General features: G+C 52.6%; 17 protein-coding genes and 1 pseudogene. 4 read left to right on the top strand and 14 right to left on the bottom strand.

The annotated features are described in order from the left end of the window. Positions 1-185 precede the first annotated feature (185 nt). Positions 186-1,055, top strand: coding sequence for a crotonase/enoyl-CoA hydratase family protein (locus tag ENTMO_RS0113500; RefSeq protein ID WP_010431731.1), 870 nt, complete (start codon positions 186-188; stop codon positions 1,053-1,055). On the opposite strand, the gene pdeR is transcribed toward ENTMO_RS0113500, so the two are convergent. The 7 genes from pdeR to crrC form a co-directional block, all read right to left on the bottom strand. After that, a complete protein-coding gene (pdeR, locus tag ENTMO_RS0113495; protein ID WP_010431729.1) occupies positions 1,052-3,040 on the bottom strand; it encodes a cyclic di-GMP phosphodiesterase in 1,989 nt (662 codons plus the stop codon). The two genes, ENTMO_RS0113500 and pdeR, sit on opposite strands and share 4 nt — an antisense overlap. Before the next feature lie 316 nt (positions 3,041-3,356). Continuing rightward, positions 3,357-5,294 carry an exoribonuclease II gene (locus ENTMO_RS0113490; RefSeq protein ID WP_010431727.1) on the bottom strand — a complete coding sequence of 646 codons (1,938 nt, stop codon included), beginning with the start codon at positions 5,292-5,294 and terminating at the stop codon, positions 3,357-3,359. An 88-nt stretch (positions 5,295-5,382) separates the two neighbouring features. Continuing rightward, a complete protein-coding gene (locus ENTMO_RS0113485; protein ID WP_010431725.1) occupies positions 5,383-6,369 on the bottom strand; it encodes a CMD domain-containing protein in 987 nt (328 codons plus the stop codon). Positions 6,370-6,525: 156 nt separating this feature from the next. Continuing rightward, the gene (gene fabI, locus ENTMO_RS0113480; protein WP_010431723.1) at positions 6,526-7,314 is read right to left on the bottom strand and encodes an enoyl-ACP reductase FabI; all 789 of its coding nucleotides are present in this window, start codon (positions 7,312-7,314) and stop codon (positions 6,526-6,528) included. 270 nt (positions 7,315-7,584) lie between these two features. Further along, the gene (locus tag ENTMO_RS0113475; RefSeq protein ID WP_010431720.1) at positions 7,585-10,680 is read right to left on the bottom strand and encodes a multidrug efflux RND transporter permease subunit; all 3,096 of its coding nucleotides are present in this window, start codon (positions 10,678-10,680) and stop codon (positions 7,585-7,587) included. Positions 10,681-10,684: 4 nt separating this feature from the next. Then, complete coding sequence (locus ENTMO_RS0113470; RefSeq protein WP_010431717.1) at positions 10,685-11,596, bottom strand: ABC transporter six-transmembrane domain-containing protein; 912 nt, start codon at positions 11,594-11,596, stop codon at positions 10,685-10,687. A 123-nt stretch (positions 11,597-11,719) separates the two neighbouring features. After that, positions 11,720-12,106 (bottom strand): colistin resistant protein CrrC, encoded by a 387-nt coding sequence (gene crrC / locus ENTMO_RS0113465; protein WP_010431716.1) that lies wholly within the window; start codon positions 12,104-12,106, stop codon positions 11,720-11,722. A gap of 273 nt (positions 12,107-12,379) precedes the next feature. On the opposite strand from crrC, the gene ENTMO_RS0113460 reads away from it, so the two are divergent. Continuing rightward, a complete protein-coding gene (locus ENTMO_RS0113460; RefSeq protein WP_010431714.1) occupies positions 12,380-13,084 on the top strand; it encodes a response regulator in 705 nt (234 codons plus the stop codon). After that, positions 13,081-14,145 carry an ATP-binding protein gene (locus ENTMO_RS0113455; protein WP_010431712.1) on the top strand — a complete coding sequence of 355 codons (1,065 nt, stop codon included), beginning with the start codon at positions 13,081-13,083 and terminating at the stop codon, positions 14,143-14,145. The genes ENTMO_RS0113460 and ENTMO_RS0113455 overlap by 4 nt, the downstream gene beginning before the upstream one ends. Here the strand turns inward: ENTMO_RS0113455 and ENTMO_RS0113450 are convergent. The 7 genes and pseudogenes from ENTMO_RS0113450 to pspF all read right to left on the bottom strand — a co-directional run bounded on the left by ENTMO_RS0113450 (position 14,126) and on the right by pspF (position 21,594). Further along, positions 14,126-15,067, bottom strand: coding sequence for an ATP-grasp fold amidoligase family protein (locus tag ENTMO_RS0113450; protein ID WP_010431710.1), 942 nt, complete (start codon positions 15,065-15,067; stop codon positions 14,126-14,128). The genes ENTMO_RS0113455 and ENTMO_RS0113450 overlap by 20 nt on opposite strands. 180 nt (positions 15,068-15,247) lie before the next feature. After that, complete coding sequence (gene sapF / locus ENTMO_RS0113445) at positions 15,248-16,054, bottom strand: putrescine export ABC transporter ATP-binding protein SapF (RefSeq protein ID WP_010431708.1); 807 nt, start codon at positions 16,052-16,054, stop codon at positions 15,248-15,250. 1 nt (position 16,055) lies between these two features. After that, positions 16,056-17,049 (bottom strand): annotated as a pseudogene (sapD, locus tag ENTMO_RS24145) (putrescine export ABC transporter ATP-binding protein SapD). Further along, positions 17,049-17,939, bottom strand: coding sequence for a putrescine export ABC transporter permease SapC (gene sapC, locus ENTMO_RS0113435; protein WP_010431706.1), 891 nt, complete (start codon positions 17,937-17,939; stop codon positions 17,049-17,051). The pseudogene sapD and the gene sapC overlap by 1 nt, the downstream one beginning before the upstream one ends. After that, positions 17,926-18,891: a putrescine export ABC transporter permease SapB gene (gene sapB / locus ENTMO_RS0113430; protein ID WP_010431704.1), complete on the bottom strand. Its 966-nt coding sequence runs from the start codon at positions 18,889-18,891 to the stop codon at positions 17,926-17,928. The genes sapC and sapB overlap by 14 nt, the downstream gene beginning before the upstream one ends. Further along, positions 18,888-20,528, bottom strand: a complete 1,641-nt coding sequence (sapA, locus tag ENTMO_RS0113425) for an ABC transporter substrate-binding protein SapA (protein WP_010431702.1) — start codon at positions 20,526-20,528, stop codon at positions 18,888-18,890. Before sapA ends, sapB begins: the two co-directional genes overlap by 4 nt. A gap of 88 nt (positions 20,529-20,616) precedes the next feature. Next, the gene (gene pspF / locus ENTMO_RS0113420) at positions 20,617-21,594 is read right to left on the bottom strand and encodes a phage shock protein operon transcriptional activator (protein ID WP_010431700.1); all 978 of its coding nucleotides are present in this window, start codon (positions 21,592-21,594) and stop codon (positions 20,617-20,619) included. A 166-nt stretch (positions 21,595-21,760) separates the two neighbouring features. On the opposite strand from pspF, the gene pspA reads away from it, so the two are divergent. Next, a complete protein-coding gene (gene pspA / locus ENTMO_RS0113415; RefSeq protein ID WP_010431699.1) occupies positions 21,761-22,429 on the top strand; it encodes a phage shock protein PspA in 669 nt (222 codons plus the stop codon). Positions 22,430-22,465: the final 36 nt, after the last annotated feature.

Genomic DNA, 22,465 nt, shown 5'->3' with positions numbered 1-22,465 from the left:
CCCAGGAGCGAAAAGTTAATATTTTCAATGATGCAGAAAATGGGAACAAAAGAGAAGGGAAAAAATGCAATAACTAAAGTACATAAATGAAAGTGATAATTTTATTCCCTCTCATGCTGCAGGGTTAATGAGTGGATTAGTCTAAAACTGCGCGCAAGGCGCTTTTTTTTAAGAGGAATTAGACTATGACCGTTATCAATCAAGCAACCTGCACACTGTTTACCGATACTGAACGTTTCACTCAGCTAGCGGGCTATTATGAGGCGGAGCGTCGCACTGTCTGGATGATGTTGCGGTCGCAACCGCGCCCTTGCTTCAACCACGCATTAATAGAGGAGATCATGAATCTTTCCTGGCTGGTTCGCCAGTCCGGTTTTGCGGTCGATTTTTGGGTTACCGGATCGCTGGTACCCGATATGTATAACGCCGGTGGGGACTTGCAGTTCTTCGTAGACTGTATTCAAAACGGGCGCCGGGAAGCATTACGTGCATATGCGCGTGCCTGTGTTGATTGCGTACACGCCGCATCACGGGGTTTTGATACCGGGGCAATTACGCTGGCGATGGTCGAAGGGAGCGCCTTAGGAGGCGGCTTCGAGGCTGCGCTGGCGCACCATTTTCTCCTGGCTCAGCGCGATACCCGGTTAGGGTTCCCGGAGATCGCCTTTAATCTTTTCCCCGGGATGGGGGGCTATTCGCTCGTTGCACGCCGCTCAGGCATGAAGCTGGCAGAGGAGCTCATCTACAAAGGGGAATCCCATACGGCTGAGTGGTACGAACAGCACGGACTGGTGGATGTGCTGTTTGAACCGGGACAAAGCTATGTCACCGTCCGAACATTTATCGACACGCTGCAGCCTAAACTGAACGGTGTAAGGGCAATGCTGCGCGCGCGCACCCGCGTTTTGCAGCTGCCACGCAGTGAACTGATGGATATTACAGAAGACTGGGTCGATGCCGCGTTTTGCCTTGAACCGAAAGATATCGCTTATATGGAACGTCTGGTTATGCTGCAAAACCGCCATCAGGCGGCGGGGTTGCGCCAGGCCAGTTAACGCATCTTTCGTGACTGATAGCGCTTTAGCCATCGCTCGAAAACGGCAGCGGGCATCGGCTTAGCAAACAGAAAACCTTGCCGTTCGTTGACGCCGTTCTTAGTCAGAAAGGCGTCTTCTTTTGCGCTCTCCACGCCTTCCGCAATGACCTGCAGATTCAGTGCCTGAGCGACGGCCACAATCGCACGGACCAACGACTGCGAAATGGATTGTTTATGGATATCCCGCACAAACGACTGATCGAGCTTGATGGCATCGATAGGAAAACGCGCCAGCTGTGACAGGGATGAATAGCCTGTACCGAAATCGTCCAGATGAATTTGCGCTCCAAGCTGGCTGAACTGCTGGATGACCGAAAGGGCCAGCTCTTCGTTTTCGATAAGACAGCTCTCGGTCAGTTCAACATCGATAGGGCAATATTCAAAATTCAGATCCTTCAGCGCCTGTTTCAGGTCACTGAATATGGTCTGGTCTGCCAGTTGACGCGCTGATACGTTGACCGCCACCCGCAGGTTAATGCCTTTATCGCGCCATTTAGCCACCTGACGCACCACGTCCAGCATAACCCAGCGACCGAGCGGCACAATCAATCCGGACTCCTCAGCGTAAGAGATAAATTCCAGCGGAGGAATAAGTCCGCGCTCTGGCGATTGCCAGCGCACCAGCGCTTCCAGGCTTCTGACTTCACCGCGCCAGGTCATTTTCGGCTGATAGTGGATCAAGAGCTGGTCGTTATCCAGCGCTTTGCGCAGGTTGGTATCCAGCCAAAGATATTCGAACACGCGCTGGTTCATCTCTGGAGAGAAAACGCAGAACTTGCCTCGCCCGTTCTCTTTCGCGGTATACATCGCGGTATCCGCGTTGCGAATGACGCTCTCGCGGTCGTTGCCATGCTGCGGGGCAAGGGCGACGCCCAGAGAGCAGCCGGTATAAATTTCAATTAAGCCGATGCGGAAGGGTTGCCGTAACCGGCTCAAAATACGCGATGCCATGGCTTCCAGTGAGCCTTGCGAAGTATCGGTTGCCATCACAATAAACTCATCACCGCCGAGTCTCGCCAGCACCTGACCTTCATCCAGACAACTCAGAATGGCAAGGGCGACGGCCTGCAATAATTGGTCGCCAAACATGTGCCCATAGGCATCGTTAACCTTTTTAAAATTATCCAGGTCGAGATAGACCACGCCGACCTGAGTGTCTCCCCGGGTGGCGATGGCATCGGAAATCAGCTCGTGGATCGCGTTTCGGTTTGGCAGTCCGGTGATGGTATCCGTATTAGCCAGCACGCGCAGGCGTTCCTGAGCACGCCGCTCCTCCGTGATATCGGTACCGGAACAGATAAGATAAATTTCATTTTTACCGCTGCCGCTGTGAACAAATTTGTTTCTGAACAGAAACAATCGCTGCCCTTTGCGGGTCTTGACCCAGCGTTCAACTTCGTAGGAACTGCCGTTACGAAAAAAACCGGCGATATTACGTCTTGAAGCAGCGGCTTCGCTGCGGGTCATAAACAGTTTGAAGACGTTTTGCCCGATCACCTCGTGCTCTTTCAGCCCGGTGTACTCTTCACTCAGGCGGTTAAAGCGCTGGATATTGCCGTTCTGGTCCAGGATAACGATAACTGAATTGGCTTCTGAGACAACCTGTTCGGCAAAAGAGAGACCCTGCGCCAGATCGCGCGCAACGGAAGGGGTATCGTGCCAGGCAGAGGCTGTACCGGCCCACTCGTTTCGGGTAATTTTGCGCCCGACCAGATGGACAGGAACATCTTCACCGTACAAAGAGAGGGTCATCGAGATACTGGAAGTGATAACGGTTAACTGGCGGATGAGCGCGGCCTGTTCATCATTCAGCGCGATCACTTGCGTCACATCGGCATTTTCACTGGTGGAGAGATGCAGAGCATTGCTGTCAGCGGTCAGTCGCCACCAGGGGCTGTGGGTTCCCATGTAACGAAACAGCAAATTCTGCTCCAAATCGTCCATCCTGTTTTCTCCCGCAGCTACTCATTAGCGCACAAATCATTCATTTGTTGTCGACTTTTCCGTTGTGATACAGCGGCAAAACCGAAGTGAACTTATTGTTTTTTCCCTGATTTCTTATAATAAAACGAGTCAGGTTAAAAAGGATACTCAGCAGATAAAAATTCACGTAACCGAATATCAAGGGATTCTTTTAATGTAGATAATTATGGCGATTTTGGGCGGGAGGAGACTGAAAATAGTCAGTGATTTTGTGGTTTGTGATGAGAGAAGAATTTGTCGACCCACCCATGAAGGAAAGGGTCGACAATTTAACAGCTTATAAGGCGACCGGGCGCGCAATAATGCTGCGCGTTTCCATGCGAACTTCAGCGATATTCACATCAATCACCTCAGTGACTTTGTAAACCGTTTCGCCTTTGATTTGCACGGTTCCGTTTTCCTGGCTACACACCAGTTCGTCGCGTACAGCATGGAGGAATGGCGCAGGAATGAAAGCAACGGCACCGTTGTCCACCAGACGTACGCGCATACCGCCGCGGCTGATATCAATGATTTCTGCCGGGAAGCGGGCATCCGTTCCAGCTTTATCATTCAGGAAGCGCGCGTACAGCCAGTCACCGACATCGCGTTCAGCCATACGGTTCAGGCGGCGGCGCTCGGCCATTTGCACGGTGGAATCATCCTGAGGACGTGCGACCGATTCCCCTTTGATAATCGCTTTCAGCAGGCGATGGTTTACCATGTCGCCGTACTTACGAATCGGAGAGGTCCAGGTAGCATAGGCTTCAAGCCCCAGACCGAAATGCGGGCCCGGTTCGATGCTGATTTCGGCAAAGGACTGGAAGCGGCGAATACGGCTGTCGAGGAAACCGGATGGTTGCGCATCGAGTTCGCGACGAAGTTTGCAGAAGCCTTGCAGCGTCAGCACTTCTTCAGGATCGACATGCACGTCATGCGTTTTCAGCAGGGCAGCCAGCGCCTCAGTGTTAGCCGGATCGAATCCGGTATGCACGTTATAGATGCCGAAGCCTAACTTGTCGCGCAATACGCGGGCGGCACAAATGTTGGCCGAAATCATGGCTTCTTCAACAATACGGTTAGCGATACGGCGTGGTTCAGCAACGATATCCAGCACTTCGCCTTTTTCACCCAACACGAAACGGTAGTCCGGACGATCCTTAAAGACCAGCGCATGGGTTTTACGCCATTCACTGCGGTTCAGACACACGCGATGCAACAGTCGAATTTGCGCGGCAATGGCGTCGTTTTCAGGTTGCCAGGTGCCGGTGTTTTCCAGCCAGTCGGACACGTCGTCATAGGCCAGCTTGGCTTTGGACTCGATGGTCGCAGCAAAAAATTCGATATCGTCTTCAATCGTGCCGTCGGCGGCGATAGTCATGCGGCAGGCGAGTACCGGGCGCACTTCATTCGGGCGCAGCGAGCAGAGATCGTCAGAGAGTTCACGCGGCAGCATCGGGATATTGAAGCCCGGCAGGTAGTTGGTGAACGAACGCACTTTTGCCATATCGTCCAGTTTACTGCCTTCGACAATCCAGGCGGTAGGATCGGCAATCGCGACGGTGAGGGGCGCTTTGCCATCCGCAGTCTCTTCTGCAAACAGCGCATCGTCCATGTCTTCGGTGCTGGCACTGTCGATGGTGACAAAGTCCAGACTGGTCAGGTCACGGCGTGACAGACCTTCGTCCTGCATTTCTGTCGCGACGCCGTCTGGCGCCTCTTTTTCAAGATTGTGACGCGCCAGCGTTACCCACCACGGGACGAAGTGGTCGTCGCCGAAGGTGATAAATTGCGTCAGCTCAGCATAGAAACCACGGTCGCCTTTGAGAGGGTGGCGGCGCATTTCAGCAACGGCCCAGTCACCCTCTTTAAAATCATGCTCAACGCCACGTGCAGCACGGCACTGAATAGCATCTTTCAGGAGGGGATGGTCCGGCACGATGGAAAGACGGTCATCTTTTCTGTGTACCTTGCCCACGAAGCGAGTCAGGAAGGGTTCAATCAGTTCTTCTGGCTCGGCGGACTCGCGTTCCTTTTCCGTATGAATAACCGCTGTGACACGATCGCCGTGCATCACTTTTTTCATCTGCGGAGGCGGGATGAAATAGCTCTTTTGCCCGTCAACTTCAAGGAAGCCAAAGCCCTTTTCCGTGGCTTTTACGACCCCTTCTGCACGCGGCGTCTGGGAATGCAGTTGCTGTTTAAGCTGCGCTAGCAGCGGGTTGTCCTGAAACATAATGTTCTATTTTCGTAGCCATTGAGCGGCTGACAGTTTTACGCGAATCTTACTGCTTCAGCAAGCGCTCTTTGGGTAAAAAATACGGTTATTCCGCTTTGCCAAGCGCCACTCGCAGGCGGTCGAGCCAGCCAGTAAATGCACTTTGAGTAAGCAGATTGATGGCGCGGATATCAGGGATCCCAGCATCAATCAGCGGCGTGAATTGTGCCGCGCTAAAACGATCCGGTGAACGGGTCAGTAGCTCTACTGCCGCAGTAAGCGCCCCGTGCGTTTGTGGCTCGCTTTGACGGTGATTGATCAGAATCTCGCCCGTCAGGTTGAGTAGCGCAGGCTCGTGGCTCAGCACCGGCGTGAGCGCCTGAAGTTCTGGCTCTGCTTGCCAGCGTGAAAGCGACTCAAGCTGGAATGGGGTCGCGTAGCGCAGTTCGACGACGGGCAGTACAGGGGTCCAGACACGAATAGTCACCGGTAAGGAATGCGGCGGAATATGGTGTCCGGGCAACCAGCGTACAGGATGCCCCAGCAACGCCTGAAACACCGCCACAACACGCGCCTGAAAGCCAATAAAGCCGATAATCTGGTTGATCAGCACAATGTCATAGGTTGTCAGGCCCACTTCATCGAGCTGTAGCTGCGCTTTGTGGTCAATGACGTCTGGTGAGCTGGCAAGTTGGCGGGCATATTGCGTGATTTGTGCCAGGCGGCGATTGCTTTCGCGTGAGGAGTCAGGACCAGGGAGGGGGGCGAGCAGGGCAGCGTAGTGGTTACAAAGTCGCTGAACACCACACGCCTGAGCGACCGTCAACGCCGTGCTGAGTCTGTCGTACGCACTGAGTGTGTGCAGTCGGTTAACCTCAATATTGAGCGGGAACAGAAGGTGGCACAAGGCCCTGGCGGGAGCGAGCCAGCCATGGCAGGCGGTGACAATCTTTTCAGGGAGTTCTAAATCGAGCAAAAAACGATCGTCGACGTTAGCGGCTTCGGGCACCAAAGGCAGGACATCCGTTTGCGAGTGGTTGGACTGGGTTTCATGATACCAGTGGCCTTTGCCGGAAAAGCGGCGTTGTTCCATGGGCGTTCCTTGATCTCAAAATGGCGATCAATATCCTGGCGTAAGGCGGATGAGGGGAAAAATATTGTTAGGTGATAACAAATAACAGAAGGGAATAACGAAGAGCGCTGCAGGGGGAGAGAAACTCTCTTCCCGGACGGGAAGAGAGTCACGCGCTTATTTGATTTCCAGCTCGTTCATGGCAGCGATGTTGAAACCGCCGTCAACGTGAACCACTTCGCCGGAGATACCCGCAGAAAGGTCAGAGCACAGGAAAGCTGCAGAGTTACCCACATCTTCAATGGTCACAGTACGACGAATCGGGGTAACCGCTTCGCAGTGTGCCAGCATTTTACGGAAATCTTTAATACCGGAAGCGGCCAGGGTGCGGATAGGACCTGCAGAGATGGCGTTAACGCGCACGCCTTCAGGACCCATTGCATTCGCCATGTAGCGAACGTTGGCTTCCAGAGAGGCTTTAGCCAGACCCATCACGTTGTAGTTAGGGATAGCACGCTCTGCGCCCAGGTAGGACAGGGTCAGCAGGGCTGCGCCCGGGTTCAACATCGCGCGGCAGGATTTTGCCATCGCAACGAAGCTGTAGGAGCTGATGTCGTGAGCGATTTTGAAGCCATCACGGGTAACCGCGTTCACGTAGTCGCCGTCCAGCTGATCGCCAGGCGCGAAACCGATGGAGTGAACGAAACCGTCGAATTTCTCCCACGTTTTAGCCAGTTCAGCAAACATGCCATCGATGCTTTCGTCTTGTGCAACGTCACATTCCAGAACAATGCTGGAACCCAGCTGCGCGGCAAACTCTTCAACACGGCCTTTCAGCTTGTCGTTCTGGTAGGTGAACGCCAGCTCAGCGCCTTCGCGATGCATTGCCTGTGCGATGCCGTATGCGATGGACAGTTTGCTGGCAACGCCAGTCACCAGAATGCGCTTACCGGAAAGAAAACCCATAGCTTTAATCCTTATATTCATTGCTAATTTTGCCTTGTAATTCATAGCGTTACAGGCAGTATTTCAAAATCATTCGAAATTAGCTCGAAATTATAGCCCACTCACAGCCCCTTGTGTCACGATATTTCTCGCACTTCTCCGAAGACGCCTGCCCCGAAGAATGCACCGCGGACTCGCGGGGGCTCAAAATTTCAGCATTCGTCCAGTATATCACCCGGCAACAGCTTCGCCTCATCCAACCAGAGAGGAAGGGTGATCCCACCAGGGTATTCACGCTTTCCTGATGTTGTCGACGAAACGCGCAATGACGATAAAGAAAACGGGTACGAAGAAGATCGCGAGAAGCGTACCGCTGATCATGCCTCCAAATACGCCGGTACCGATGGCATGCTGCGTACTGTCGCTCGCCCCCCTGGCCAGCATCAAGGGAACAACCCCTAAAGTAAAGGCTAACGAGGTCATCAGAATAGGGCGCAGGCGCTGGCTGGCGGCATGAATGGTTGCCGCCAGCAGGGGCTGCCCCTGGCGATGGAGTTGCCTGGCAAATTCAACAATTAAAATGGCGTTCTTGGCTGACAGGCCGATAAGCGTAATCAGGCCGACCTTGAAGAAAACGTCATTCGTCATGCCGGCAACAGACACAGCTATCACCGCGCCGATAAGACCCAGCGGAACGACCAGCATGACCGCAAAAGGAATAGACCAGCTCTCATACAGGGCGGCGAGTACCATAAATACGACCAGGATCGACAGGACGATAAGGCCCGGAAGCTGAGACTCCGATTTTCGCTCCTGTAATGAACTTCCGGCCCACTCGCCCGCCATGCCCTGAGGTAAATCTCTGGACAAACTCTCCATAATTTTCATTGCGGTGCCGCTGGACTCTCCCGAAGCCGCATTTCCGGTAATGCGAATAGCAGAATATCCCTGGTAACGCGTCAACTGCTGCGGCGCAACGTTCCAGGAAAGCGTGGCAAACGTAGATACCGGTACCATCTGCCCCAACCGGTTTTTCACTGATAGTGTCAGTATCTGTTCAGGTTGCATTCGGTAGGGCGCATCGGCCTGAATAATCACCTGCTGAACGCGGCCGTTATTCGTATAGTCATTGACGTAATTTGAGCCTTGGGTGACGGAGAGCGTCTGGTTGATTTCATCAAATGAGACGCCCATCGCTTCCGCCTTTTCTCTGTCAACCTGGAGCGCGAGGCTTGTTCCTTCCGGCAGACCGTCTATGTAGACGTCACTCAGTTCAGGGCGCTGATTAGCGTGCAGGACCAGCGCGTCGGCAGCACGCTTTAACGTCTCGTAGCCCAGTCCTGCTCTGTCCTGCACGTACCAGGTGAACCCCGAAGAGGTGCCCATATCCGAAATGGCCGGCGGGAGCAGGCTCATCGTGACGGCATCCGAGACGTTCGCCATGCTGGCCTGTATATGGTCGGCTTCTTCCTGAGCCGTCGAACCCTGCCGATTTTTCCAGTCCTTCAGCGTGGTGAAGGCCATAGCCGAATTCGGTCCCGAACCTGAAAACCCAAACCCCAGGATCATTATGTTGCTTTCAATATCCGGCCGGGCCGCAATTTTCTCTTCAAACTTTTTAACCACGTTGAGGGTGCGCTGCATCGTGGCATCAGAAGGCAGCTGGATTGAGGACATAAAGTAGCCTTGATCTTCGTCCGGCAGAAAGGACGACGGTAACGTAGATATTCCTAAAAACAGCGCAGCGCAAAGCGCAACGTACAGCAACAGCATACGTCCGCTTCGCTTCAGAACGGCACCCAGCCCGGCTTCGTAACAGACCGTGAGCGAACGGAAGCGTGCGTTAAACCCTGCCGCGAACCCTCCACCTCCGCTCTTTCCTGCCCTATGCGGCTTGAGTAACGTTGCGCACAGGGCAGGTGTCAGTGTCAGGGCAAGAAACGCGGACAGCAGTATGGAGACCGCCATGGAAATACAAAATTGTCGGTAGATAATCCCGACGGAACCTTCAGCAAACCCCATGGGGATAAAGACGGCGGTTAGCACCAGCGTGATGCCTATAATCGCCGGGGTGATTTCCTGCATGGCTTGCCGCGTGGCGTCACGCGGGGACAGGCTTTTTTCCTCCATCAGTCGTTCAACGCTTTCTACGACCACAATGGCATCATCAACAATAATCCCTATCGCCAGCACCATGCCGAACATCGTCAGAATATTGATGGAGTAGCCGCTCAACAGCATCACCGTGAAGGTGCCAAGAAGTGCGACGGGAGCAACGATCGCCGGGATAAGCGTACAGCGTATCTTGTGCAGAAACAGCAGCATAACCAGGAAGACGAGGATCATCGCTTCCACAAATGTCTGAACAACTTTCATGATAGAAAGTTTTACAAACGGCGCGGTATCGAAGGGGATCGTAAACGCCATTCCGTCGGGTAACACCCGGGAAAGCTCGTCGATGCGCGCCCGTACGCCTGAAGCCGTACTCATTGCATTCGCGCCAGGCGACAGCTGGATTGCCGCCGCCGTTGCGGGCACGCCATTTTCGCGGATACCAAAGGCGTAGCTTTGCAGGCCAGATTCAATCCGCGCAATGTCGGACAGTTTCAGGCGGGCGCCGGATGCGTCAGATTTCAGGGTGATATTCCTGAACGCCTCGACCGAAGAGAGCTGTCCCTTTACGGTGATGGGATACGTTACACCTTGTCCTTCAGATGCTGGCTCATCTCCCGTTTTACCGGGCGAAACCAGGGCATTTTGCTGGCCAACAGCGGTAAGAACATCACTTACCGAAAGCCCATAGCTGTGGAGCTTCGTTGGATCCAACCATATGCGCAGCGCTTTTTCGCCGCCAAATAGCTGAACTTTCCCTACGCCGGGCACGCGACGAAGCTCGTCACTGACGTTTCTGGCAAAGTAGTCGCTTAAATCGGCTTCCTCAAATTGACCTGTCGCGGACTTCAGCCCCACCATCATTAAGAATCCAGAATTAGCGGCCTCTACGTTAATGCCGTTTTGTCTTACCGCCTGAGGTAAACGAGGCTCAACGATCTTAATCTGATTCTGCAGGTCCATCTGCGCCAGCTTGATGTCCGTGCCTGGTTTAAAGGTGACGGTAATTGATGCTGAACCGGTTGTGTCACTGGATGATTCGAAATAGAGCAAGTTATCGACTCCAGAGATTTCGCGTTCTATTAACGACACCACCGACGTATTCATGATATCGGGGCTGGCCCCCGGGTAACTGACGGAAATAATGATTCCCGGTGGTGCCACCGCCGGATACTGCGAAATCGGTAAACGGGGAATAGAAAGAAGTCCCGCCAGAACGATAAAAAGCGCCACTACCCAGGCAAAAACGGGGCGTTCAATAAAAAAATGAGGCATTAAATTAACGTCCAGTTACGTGAATTTCATCATCAGTGGAAACGCGTTTACCGATGTCCCTGAGTTGCGAAAACTTCTCAAGAAGCTGCGGTGCGTCATCGAGACTCGTCGCGAACATCCACATGTAGGTCATCACGGAATAGATATGTCCGGCGGTGATGCCGGTTGAGCGCGTCATCCAGACGATAGTCAGCGTAAAAAGTGCGGCAACAAGTACGCCAACCCACAAATAACCCCACGCCTCGCGGTCAGATAATGCGATACGTAAACGCGCAAGCGTGGAGTAATGTCGGTGAAGGGTGGCCGTACCCGCCTGATGAACATAATCCACTTCTTTTTCCAGCCGATTATTCAGGCGCATGAAAAGCCATTCATTTTTACGGGCATATCCGGAAACAAATCCCAGGAGGATAAGTACAATCGCAAAGCACATGACGCCGGCCCAAAATTCAAGAAACAGCAACATGATTGCAGCACCAAAAAGTGAACTCAGCGATGTAATAAGCAGGGGAAGGTGCATTTCAAAGAAATCCACATATTCGCGCGAGAGCGTTACCCTGGCGGCGATTGCCGAATGGTTTAGCTGATATTTGCGCTGTGCCAGGACGACGGATACCGCGAGTCCGGCATAAATGCGTGCAAACGTGCGGGTGTCTACGCTCCGTCTGGCCGCGCCGATGAACCACATACAAAGTACCATCAGGCCATACAGCGCGGCGTTAAGCGTCTCACCTGCGAGGATGGCATTTATCGTGATACCTGCCAGAACGGGATAAAGTAAAAAAGTGACGTTTTCGGCCACCACCAGCAAGAAAGTGACAACCAATTTTTTTCGGTGCCGTATCGCGAGTTTTTTAAGCGAGTGCATCACACCGACAGATTCCGAAGAACGGAGATTATTATTACGATTCATCATTATGGGTAAGTCGTGTCAGACTTTTTCAGTGTATTATTTTTGTGAAAAAAATGAGGTAGAGAGACTACCGCGTGCCTGTTTAGAGGATATGGGTGGTTTGTGGAGGACGTGTGGAGCTCAGATTCAAATCATTCTCATAATGAGGTACAGCGGTGTTCCGCCAAAAAAAATGATCAAATAACACTCGTAATAAAAAATCAGATCTTCGATGTCGGGCATCACGTTTAACAGCACGGTGAACGTAATAATGAGATAAACAAAAATCACCATTAACCAGAAGGCGATGACAAGTAGTTCAGTCAGCGCGCCAGCTTTATTTTGGATTGTCAAAGAGACAACCGACAATGCGATGCAGCCATACATGATGGGGGAAGAGGGTAGTGTCGAGGCGACTTTTTCGTCCAGTCTGTGTATCAGCACTAGCCAAATATATAATAATCCCCAGGACAGCATCAGGAACAGGGAATATATGCCGATTTTTTTAGGGTGAAAATATTTAGAGAGTTCCATGTTCATTATCTCAGCCAACTTCAGAATGTCTTTAAGGGACAGGATTAATTAGTTACGATCGATGAAAAGACGGCATATGCCTGCACAGCTATTTTGAACAGGCATTGTCGAGTCTTTATTGCCTGAATGTGTATGCTGTGTGGAGAAATAACAGGGAATTTAAATCCACCCCGGAAAATTTTGTGACCACGGCACTTTTTCCCGAAGACTGTGTCTTATTGTGCTAAAGATGTCTGATAGCGTGCTCAAAGGGATTTCACCCACGGAGATAAAATGTACAAAAATACACTGATCCTTGTCGTTGAAGATGAAGATGAAATCGCCGATATACTCATGAGCTACTTAGAACGCTCGGGAATGAAAACGCTTAGGGCCAGCCAGGGCGAGCAGGCAATAACGCTTAATCGCCTCCATAAACCGGATCTCATCTTGCTGGACATTCATCTGCCCCTATGTGACGGCTGGAGCGTACTTACCACGCTTCGTCAGGAAAGTTCTGTCCCCGTTATTATGGTTTCTGCTCTTGATCAGGATGTCGATAAACTCATGGGGCTGAGACTGGGCGCGGATGATTACGTGATCAAACCCTTCAATCCTTCAGAAGTTGTCGCACGGGTTGAGGCGGTGCTGCGCAGGACGAAACCCACGCTACAGCATGCGGGTTCCCTGCCGCTCAGAACGCCATTTATTACGGTCTATCCGGATGACTTCTACGTGGAAGTCACCGTGGGCGAAGAGGTTATCTCCCCGGTATTAACGACGACCGAATTTAAATTACTTACCTGGCTGGTGAGATATCCGCGAAGGGTCTGCTCGCGCGAAGAGTTACTCAACGCGTGTCTGCCGGAAGGTGATACTCTCGACAGAACGGTTGACAGCCATATGAGCAAGTGGCGTAAAAAACTGGAGCTTGCTGGCCTTTACGGTGTTCCCGAGAGCATCAGAGGTATGGGCTATCGGCTTGGGGAAAAGAAATGAACAAAGAGTCTGTCCTGAGCCGTCAGATCTTAACGTATATGCTGTTGCTGACGTTTACGATAATTGCCATCGCCATACTGGGCTCCTGGTTTTTTTACTCCTTTATTCTGGATCATCTCCCGGGTGGCGCTGCTGCGGGCGATGACGAGCAGATGACGATGTGGGACTGGGTATGGATTGGGACCGTGACAACGGTTAGTCTGATTATTGCACTCTTTTTCACGGTCAAACTTTCATCGCGAATACTCACCCCGCTTAACGCAGTAGCGTCCAGCCTGAAAAAGATTTCTCAGGGCGATTTGGACGCCCGGGCATTTTGTACCAGTTCCCGGCTTGGTGAGATCAATCACCTTGTGACGGATTTCAATGAAATGGCGGAAAAATTACAGACGCTGGATATTCAGAGGAAATCCTGGAATGCCGCTATTGCACACGAGCTGAGAACCCCGGTCACGATCTTACGCGGACGGCTTCAGGGGTTGGTTGACGGTGTTTTTACCCCGGAGCCGGTTCTGTTTAATAATCTTCTCAAGCAGACGGAAGGGTTAACCCGTCTGATTGAAGATCTCCGGGTTATCAGTTCGGGTGGCGGGGCGGGATACACCTTATATCAGTCCAGAACGGATCTAAAAGGGACAATACAGGATGCACTCGATACATTCATGCCCGAGTTCAACCGTAAGGCATTTACCGTCAATACTGAACTGAGAGATCAGCAATGCGTATTCGATCCATTACGCATCAATCAGTGTCTGACCGTTTTATTTGACAATGCCTTACACTATTCAACCTCGCGCAAACTCATCGTGAAAAATGGCGTTTCTGATAAAGGCAATTATATCCTTATTCAGGACGGGGGACCGGGCATCCCCAGGGAGTTTCATGATTTTTTATTTCAGCCCTTTCAGCGCGATAATGGCACCAGACATTTGAACCCGGAAGGCTGTGGTTTGGGCCTGTCGGTGGTAAAAGCCATCATGCTGGCTCATGATGGCGATGTTACCTATACCTTATCGACGCAAAACCATTCGATATTTAAACTCACCTGGCCCGACTCGTGAGATTCAGCGGCAGGTCAAATGTTCCTGCCCGCGATAAATGCCATATTTTTCCTAACTTAGCATCCCATTCCTGCGGGGTAATCGTCAGTTTACCGCGTCTTGGGCTTAAGGTTATTTCACTGAAATAGATTTCATCTTTCTTTAGCATAAGGTCAACGCGGCAGTAGTCAATTCCAGCCGCCAGCTCCTGGGATGCCAACAATGCCTGTCGGAACAAGACCGGTTCGCCTGGATCTGCTGAAGTATTCGGATATTCCATCTGAAAGGGTTGTAAGTTCCAGTGCCTGTCATAAACGTTGATAAAACCTTTGCCGTTATCATCCGTAAAATCCGCTTCAATATAGTGGGCAACGCCATGAAAGCAATGGATCCTGAGCATTTCGGGCGTTATATCCCTGTCAGCATCATCGAAGAGATCGATGAGTGGCTCACAAAGTATACTCGGCGCAATGTTTTTGTATTGCCATTCGCGCGTGGTGTAATACAAATTTTTCTTTAGCGCGAGACTCAGTTTTATACACGCTGCCCTATAGTTAAATTGCGCTTTGTTTGTACATATTATTGTGCTGCCACTGTCATGGTTGCACTTAAGGACGAACTTGTCAGGGAGTGCTGAAAAATCAATCTGAGACGCCCGGGAATAAACGCCAATTAGGGGCACCGTTTTCACTCGTTTTGTTCTGGAGGATACGTATGCCCGAACGGCGAGTTTATCGGCGAGCATTGTGTAGAGGTTATTATGATCATAGACCAGACGATGACATATTTTTTCACTCAACGTAGTGGGTGATTGAATGTCTGGGATTCTTCCTGAGGCTTTTTTAAGCCTGGTAGTATGGAAATGCAGGTCTGTGATTAAAAAAGAGCGGCATTTTCTTATTAGATATTCAGTGTATTTGAGAACGTAAGTGGCGTTATTCATTTCTTCTCCTCCGTAATTTCTGGATATTCTGGAGGGGAACTATTGATTTATTTTGTGTGAAATATGGAGCGGGGGTGGAGACGAAAATGCAAAGGATTAAATAGCGTATATAAACTATTTAATCCTTAATTCAGCTGAGTAATTTAGTTCAGTGCTGCGTCAGGAGCGTCTATCTCGTGCTTATCGATCTTTTCTCCACGCATCGGCGGTCAATGCTTCACCGAAATGCCCGGCGATGAGCCGTTTTGTCAAATCGTGCAGCGGGGAGGCCAGCACATCAGCCGTACTTCCTCGTTCGACAACTTCACCCTGGTGCATCACCATGACCTGGTCGCTGATGTGTTTCATCATGCCAAGATGCTGGGTCACGTAGATATAAGAGATACCCTGTTTTTCCTGTAATTCCAGCATCAGGTTAATTAACTGCGAACGCATCGACATATCCAGCGAGGCAAGGGCTTCATCGGCAATAATCACCTTAGGACGCAGAATCAACGCGCGTGCCAGCCCCAGACGTTGTTTCTGACCCGGTGCAAGCATGTGCGGGTAGTAGCTTACAGGATGGGGAAGCAGTCCGACTAAACGCAGCGTTTCGACGATGCGTTTACGTCGGGCTTCAGGCTCCAGGTCGGTATTCAACCGCAGCGGGAAATCCAGGATCTGCGAAATTCGCTGGCGCGGATTGAGGGAAGTAGACGGATCCTGAAAGATCATGCGGATGCGCTGGCTGCGGAAAGAGTAGTCACCAAATTTTAGCGGGTGATCGTCAATCAGCACTTCGCCATCGGTTGGCTCAACCATGCCCGCCAGCATTTTCGCCAGCGTGGATTTTCCGGAACCGTTCTCGCCAATGATCGCCAGCGTCTGTTTCTCGCGCAGCGTGAAGCTCAACGGCTTTACCGCCTCTACGGTCTGGCGGTGAAAGAGCCCTGTGCGGTAGCGAAATGTCTTACTCAGGTTACGAACTTCCAGTAAGGTTTCGACCATTTCACTCTCTCTCCATGTTCAGCGGGAAATGACAGGCGTAAAGGTGGCTTTTCGCCCCTGTGAGACGCGGCGTCTCAATGCATTTACGCTGAGCGTAGGGACAACGTGGCCCCAGACGGCAGCCAGTAGGCAACGACTCCAGCAGGGGAATGGCACCCGGCAAAGTATTCAGACGGCTTTTATGCGGCATCGCGCTACCGAAATCCGGTATCGCGCGGATCAGTGCCTGGGTGTATGGATGATGCGGTGTATTTACCAGATCTTCACTGACGGCAGTTTCGACCGTCTGACCGCAATACATCACGTCAATTTTATCCGCCCATTTGCTCAGCATCTGCAGGTCATGGCTGATCAGCAAAATGGTGGTGTTATTGTTCTGATTAAGACGCGTCAGCAGGCGGAAAATTTGCGCCTGCGTGGTGGGCTCCATCGCGTTTGTGGGTTCATCAGCAATCAGCAGGCGTGGCTGGTTTGCCAGCGCGATGGCAATCATCACCTTTTTGACATTCGCCGTCGGTCAGTTCGTAAGGGAAGCTACGCATCGCGTCTTTGTGATCTTTAATCCCGACACGGTGCAGTAGCTCAATGGCACGGCGCTTGCGCCAGCCAAAACGCTGCCACCAGCGTCCTTTATAGGTCCAGCCGGGGATGTTCTGCATCAGCTGTTTACCCACGCGCTCGGATGGGTCAAGACAGGATTGCGGCTCCTGGAAAATCATCGACACGTTATGACCCACCAGCTTGCGGCGTTCCCGAGGGGAGAGGCGCAGCAGGTCGATATCATCAAAGCGCATGCGGTCAGCGGTGACGCGCCAGTTGTCCTTCGCCACGCCGCAGATGGCTTTGGCGATCAAGCTCTTACCGGAGCCAGATTCTCCAACCAGCCCGCGGATTTCGCCTTCAGCAAGCGTGATGCTGATGCGGTCCACTGCCTTCACCCAGCCTTCACCGGTCTTGAATTCGATTGTCAGGTTGCGGATATCAAGTAACGGCATTATTCCACCCCCGCATTAATCGCACGGCGAATGCCGTCGCCCAGCAGGTTAACCAGCAGTACGCTCACCATAATGGCTGCCCCTGGCAGCATGACCGTCCACGGTGCGACATAGATAAGCTCCAGGGCATCACCGAGCATTGCACCCCATTCAGGGGAGGGCAGTTGCGCCCCCAGATCGAGGAAACCCAGCGCGGCGATGTCCAGGATAGCCATCGACAGGGCGCGGGTGATCTCTGTGACCAGTCCGGCAGCAAGGTTTGGCAATACGGCAAACCACAAAATATTAAACGTGGTCGCGCCGTCCAGACGGGCCGCGACAACGTACTCTTTTTCCAGCTCGTCATGCACCAGGCTGTATACCGAGCGAACCAGACGCGGCAGGATCGCCAGCCAGACGGCAAACATCGCGTGTGACAGATGTGGCCCAGCGAACGCCACGACGATAATGGCAAGCAGCAAAGATGGAATAGAGAGCAGGGTATCCAGAATGTGGTTCAGCACCGCCGAACGCAGGCCGTGAGTAGAGCCTGCAAAAATGCCCAGTGCCAGGCCGCAGATCGTGGCCGCCAGCGTAACCACAAACGCACCGCCCACCGTCGGGGCCGCGCCGCTCAGAAGGCGGCTTAACACGTCACGTCCAAGATCGTCAGTCCCGAGGAAGAAGGAGACTTCACCATAGCGGGACCACGAAGGCGGCAAAAGTTGATAGCCAAGGAACTGCTGATCGATGCCATAGGGTGCAAACCACGAACCCAACACGCACAGCAAGGCCAGGCCAGCGCAGCCGTAAAGGCCGATCATAGCCGTGGTGTCACCATAGAATTTACGCCACACGGTACGTAGCGCACCGGGCGTGCGCTTTTCACTGTATACGCTATCGTAAGGCATACCATTCCTTATGCTTCAGAGGGTTGGCCATGGCACCCAAAATATCGGAAAGAACGTTCACAATAATCACCAGTGAGCCAATCACCATCACACCGGCGGAGATCGCTGCGTAATCCTGCTGGCGAATGGCGTTGATCATCCAGCGCCCCAGGCCCGGCCAGCTAAAGACCATCTCCGTGATCATCGCCAGCGTGAGCATGGTAGAGAATTGTAATCCCAGGCGGGGAATAACCGGCGGCAGCGCATTGTGCAGCACATGGCGACGCAGAATAGTCAGACGCGACAGCCCGCGCGTGGCGGCCGCTTTGACGTAGTTTTGATCGAACACCTCAATGGTGCTGATGCGCATCAGGCGGATCACTTCGGTGGTAGGCGCAACGGCTAAAGTCAGAACCGGCAGCACCATATGACGCAGCGCACTCATGATCATCTCATCGCGCCAGACCGAATCCGAAAGCCATGCATCGATGATGGCAAACCCGCTCACCGTTTTAACCGTATAAAGCAGATCGAATCGCCCGGAAACCGGCAGCCAGCCCAGCGTCAGAGAGAAGAAGAGGGTGAGCAACAGCGCCAGCCAAAATACCGGGATTGAAAAGCCGAGCAGCGCAATGGCGCTGATAAATTTATCCTGCCATTTATTGCGATAAATGCCCGCCAGCATCCCCACGGGAATGCCCACCATCAAAGCAAAGCCAAAAGCCAGGATGCACAGTTCCATGGTCGCCGGGAAAACCTCTTTCAACTGTTCTGAGATCAGCTGTCCGTTAATGCTGGAAACCCCGAAGTCCCAGTGCAGTACGCCGTTAAACCAGAACAGCCACGCATCCCACAGTGACGACCCCTGAAGCGGGGCGTGGGGCGTGAAATAGCTCAGGCTAAAGCCCACGAAGGTCAAAAAGAACAGCGTAACCAACAGCAACAGCAGACGGCGCAAGGTAAATATGATCATGGTTTCTTCACCTCTTGCTCTTTTTCACGAGTGACCCCTGCGAAGGAGGCGTTGCCAAACGGACTCAGTACCAGCCCTTTAATATCGTACCGATAGGCCTGCAAGCGCAGGGATGAGGCCAGCGGGAGCACCGGGAGTTCCCGAGCCAAAATATTCTGAGCTTCGTCGTAGGCTTCTATCCGCGACGCAAGCTGTTGTGAGGCGAGCGCTTTTTGTAACACGGCATCAAATTCCCGATGACACCAGTGCGCGTAGTTGGTCTGCGAGTTAATCGCGGCGCAGCTGAGCAACGGGCGGAAGAAGCTGTCCGGGTCGTTACTGTCGGTAGGCCAGCCCGCCAGCGTCAAATCATGGTTCATATCCATCAGGCGAGCCTCCTGGAAACGACCTTCGACAGGGACGATGATCACTTTAACGCCCACCTGCGCCATATCGGCCTGCAACAGTTCCGCTGTTTTCAGCGGGCTTGGGTTCCACGCCTGTGAACTGGTCGGCACCCAGAGTTGCAGCGTCAGGTTTTCCGCTCCCAGAGCCTTGAGCTGTTCGCGCGCTTTCGCCGGATTGTATTCCGTAATTTTAGCTTCGCCGTCGTAGGCCCAGGAGGCTCTCGGTAAAATAGAAGCCGCCGTTTCTGCGGTACCGTAGTAAATCGACTGCATCAGACGCTGGTTATTGATTGCTAACGCCAGCGCGTGGCGAACGGCAGGATTGTTCAGCGGCGGTTTGTCGGTGTTGAACGCCAGATAGGCAATGTTCATCCCCGGACGCAATGTCAGGCGCAGACGCGGATCGTCACGCAGAATGGTCAGCTGGCTGGCTGCTGGCCAGGCAAGCACATCGCACTCACCGGTTAACAGCTTCGAAAGACGTCCTGTACCGCCAGAGCCCAGATCGACAACCACCTGGGGCATCAGCGGCGTGCCGCGCCAGAAATGTTCGTGACGCTGCAGGCGAATAAACTGTCCGGCACGATACTCTGCCAGCTGGAACGGGCCAGTGCCGACAGGCTGGCGGTCGAGCAGTTCCTGGCGATCTTTTTTCGTCAACGTAGCCGCGTATTCTGCCGACATCACTGACGCATAGTGCGTTGCCAGATGCCAGAGGAAAGAGGCATCCGGGCGAACCAGCCGGAACTCCACCGTCCGGTTATCCAGCTTGCGCACGCTTTTGACGGTATCGGCAAACTGCAGACTGTCGAAATAGGGGAAGTTTTCGCCGTTAACGTTATGCCACGGATGGTGACGGTCAAAGATGCGCTGGAAGGTAAACACCACGTCATCCGCGTTCAGTTTGCGAGTTGGGGTAAACCATGGCGTGCGCTGGAAGTCGACATCATCGCGGAGATGGAAACGGTAGGTTGCGCCGTTATCCAGCACTTCCCAGCTCTCAGCAAGCTCTGGCACCAGGCGGTAGGTATACGGATCAACATCAAGCAGACGATCGTACAGCTGTGCGGCCAGCGTATCGACAATCAGGCCGCTACCCGCTTTTTGCGGGTTAAAGGTATCAACTTGCCCGCTGACGCAATAGACAAATCCGCTATCGCGAATATCAGGGAGCGCAGATCGCTCAGGCGCAGCAACAGCCAGGTTGCTGAACAGACCGAGTGCCAACAAGGACGATAAAACCAGACGCATAATTTTTAAGGTTTTTAGGTTCGATCTGCAAAGTGTATCGCACTTACACCTGCTTCGTAAAAATGTCTGCAGATAAGTGCTGATAATGTCAGCGCATTTGATGCTTTTTGAGCAATGCCCTTAATTGATGGTAGGTCAGACCCAGCAAATCAGCCGCCTGTTTCTGGTTATATTTCGCCTGCTGGAGGCTCTGTTCCAGTAACTGCTGTTCCTGTTTATGCTGAAATTGACGCAAATCAAGCGGCAGAGACGGCGCGTCAGTGTTATCGACAGGCACAACAGCGGGCCGAGCGTTGCGCTTAAACGGGTCGAGAATAATGTTGTCCAGTTCGGTTTCGCTACTGCCGTGGCGATAAACCGAACGCTCTACCACGTTTTTCAGTTCACGAATATTCCCCGGCCACGGGTAGCCGAGCAGGGTTTCTGTGGCGTAATCGCTGAAGCCGGGGAAAAGAGGCAGACCCAGCTCACGGCACATCTGGATGGCAAACTGCTCTGCCAGCAGCATGATGTCGCTGCGCCTTTCACGCAGCGGCGGCAGTTGTACGACGTCAAACGCCAGCCTGTCGAGCAGGTCTGCGCGAAATGTATCTTCCGCCACCATTTCCGGCAGATTGGCGTTGGTCGCGCAGACCAGACGCACGTTAACCTGCAGCGGCTGGCTTCCGCCGACGCGCTCCAGCTCGCCATATTCAATGACGCGCAGCAGCTTTTCCTGAACCAGCATTGGGGCTGTCGCCAGTTCATCGAGGAACAGTGTGCCGCCATCTGCACGCTCGAACCGTCCGGGATGGCGTTTTTGTGCACCGGTAAACGCACCCGCTTCATGACCAAACAGTTCAGTGTCGAGCAGATTCTCATTCAACGCCGCGCAGTTTAGTGAAATAAATGGCCCATCCCAGCGCCCGGATAAATAGTGGAGACGGTTGGCTATCAGTTCCTTACCCGTACCGCGCTCGCCGATAATGAGTACCGGTTTATTGAGAGGCGCCAGGCGCGAAACCTGTTCAAGAACTTCAAGAAAACTGTTCGCTTCACCCAGTAAGTTGTCTTTGTATCCGGTCATGATGAAATTAACCACTCCTTAGTGATATTCACCAGGTGAGGATAGTGCCATAATGTGCAAATATCAATCACATCTAATAATATCAATGAGATAAAAAGTTGGCATGGGATTTGTATTATCTCTGTAGCAGGGCATCGCCCGATAACAGAAATATGAGGATTTGATTATGGGTATTTTTTCTCGTTTTGCCGACATCGTGAACGCCAATATCAACTCACTGCTTGAGAAAGCGGAAGATCCACAGAAGCTGGTGCGTCTGATGATTCAGGAAATGGAAGACACGCTGGTTGAAGTGCGTTCCACCTCCGCTCGTGCGCTGGCTGAGAAAAAGCAGCTCACGCGTCGCATTGAGCAGGCGACCACCCAGCTCAACGAATGGCAGGAAAAAGCCGAACTGGCGTTACGTAAAGATAAAGAAGACCTCGCTCGTGCCGCGCTAATTGAAAAACAGAAGTTGTCAGATGTTGTAACCGCGCTCGAACACGAAGTGACGCTGGTTGATGACACGCTCTCTCGTATGAAGAAAGAGATCGGCGAGCTTGAGAATAAACTCAGCGAAACCCGCGCTCGTCAACAGGCGCTGACGCTTCGCCACCAGGCGGCAAGCTCTTCCCGTGACGTTCGCCGTCAGCTGGATAGCGGTAAGCTGGACGAAGCGATGGCCCGTTTCGAATCTTTCGAACGCCGTATCGACCACATGGAAGCGGAAGCGGAAAGTCACAGTATCGGTAAGCAGAAAACGCTGGATCAGCAGTTTGCCGATTTGAAAGCCGACGACGAAATCAGCGAGCAGCTGGCGGCGTTGAAAGCCAAAATGAAGCAAGACAACCAGTAATAATTCGTGCGGCACCTGAGCGTGCCGCATCATAAA

Origin of the sequence: Enterobacter mori LMG 25706 (genome assembly GCF_000211415.1) — a bacterium.
Classification (GTDB): Bacteria; Pseudomonadota; Gammaproteobacteria; order Enterobacterales; family Enterobacteriaceae; genus Enterobacter; species Enterobacter mori.
The sequence above is the reverse complement of the archived record's forward strand: the minus strand, read 5'-3'. Positions and strand labels throughout refer to the sequence as shown.

Bases quoted from the DNA above. Each gene is read 5' to 3' on its own strand.
- ENTMO_RS0113500 (WP_010431731.1), top strand. From the start codon at position 186: ATGACCGTTATCAATCAAGCAACCTGCACACTGTTTACCGATACTGAA.
- pdeR (WP_010431729.1), bottom strand. From the start codon at position 3,040: ATGGACGATTTGGAGCAGAATTTGCTGTTTCGTTACATGGGAACCCAC.
- ENTMO_RS0113490 (WP_010431727.1), bottom strand. From the start codon at position 5,294: ATGTTTCAGGACAACCCGCTGCTAGCGCAGCTTAAACAGCAACTGCAT.
- ENTMO_RS0113485 (WP_010431725.1), bottom strand. From the start codon at position 6,369: ATGGAACAACGCCGCTTTTCCGGCAAAGGCCACTGGTATCATGAAACC.
- fabI (WP_010431723.1), bottom strand. From the start codon at position 7,314: ATGGGTTTTCTTTCCGGTAAGCGCATTCTGGTGACTGGCGTTGCCAGC.
- ENTMO_RS0113475 (WP_010431720.1), bottom strand. From the start codon at position 10,680: ATGCCTCATTTTTTTATTGAACGCCCCGTTTTTGCCTGGGTAGTGGCG.
- ENTMO_RS0113470 (WP_010431717.1), bottom strand. From the start codon at position 11,596: ATGATGAATCGTAATAATAATCTCCGTTCTTCGGAATCTGTCGGTGTG.
- crrC (WP_010431716.1), bottom strand. From the start codon at position 12,106: ATGGAACTCTCTAAATATTTTCACCCTAAAAAAATCGGCATATATTCC.
- ENTMO_RS0113460 (WP_010431714.1), top strand. From the start codon at position 12,380: ATGTACAAAAATACACTGATCCTTGTCGTTGAAGATGAAGATGAAATC.
- ENTMO_RS0113455 (WP_010431712.1), top strand. From the start codon at position 13,081: ATGAACAAAGAGTCTGTCCTGAGCCGTCAGATCTTAACGTATATGCTG.
- ENTMO_RS0113450 (WP_010431710.1), bottom strand. From the start codon at position 15,067: ATGAATAACGCCACTTACGTTCTCAAATACACTGAATATCTAATAAGA.
- sapF (WP_010431708.1), bottom strand. From the start codon at position 16,054: ATGGTCGAAACCTTACTGGAAGTTCGTAACCTGAGTAAGACATTTCGC.
- sapC (WP_010431706.1), bottom strand. From the start codon at position 17,939: ATGCCTTACGATAGCGTATACAGTGAAAAGCGCACGCCCGGTGCGCTA.
- sapB (WP_010431704.1), bottom strand. From the start codon at position 18,891: ATGATCATATTTACCTTGCGCCGTCTGCTGTTGCTGTTGGTTACGCTG.
- sapA (WP_010431702.1), bottom strand. From the start codon at position 20,528: ATGCGTCTGGTTTTATCGTCCTTGTTGGCACTCGGTCTGTTCAGCAAC.
- pspF (WP_010431700.1), bottom strand. From the start codon at position 21,594: ATGACCGGATACAAAGACAACTTACTGGGTGAAGCGAACAGTTTTCTT.
- pspA (WP_010431699.1), top strand. From the start codon at position 21,761: ATGGGTATTTTTTCTCGTTTTGCCGACATCGTGAACGCCAATATCAAC.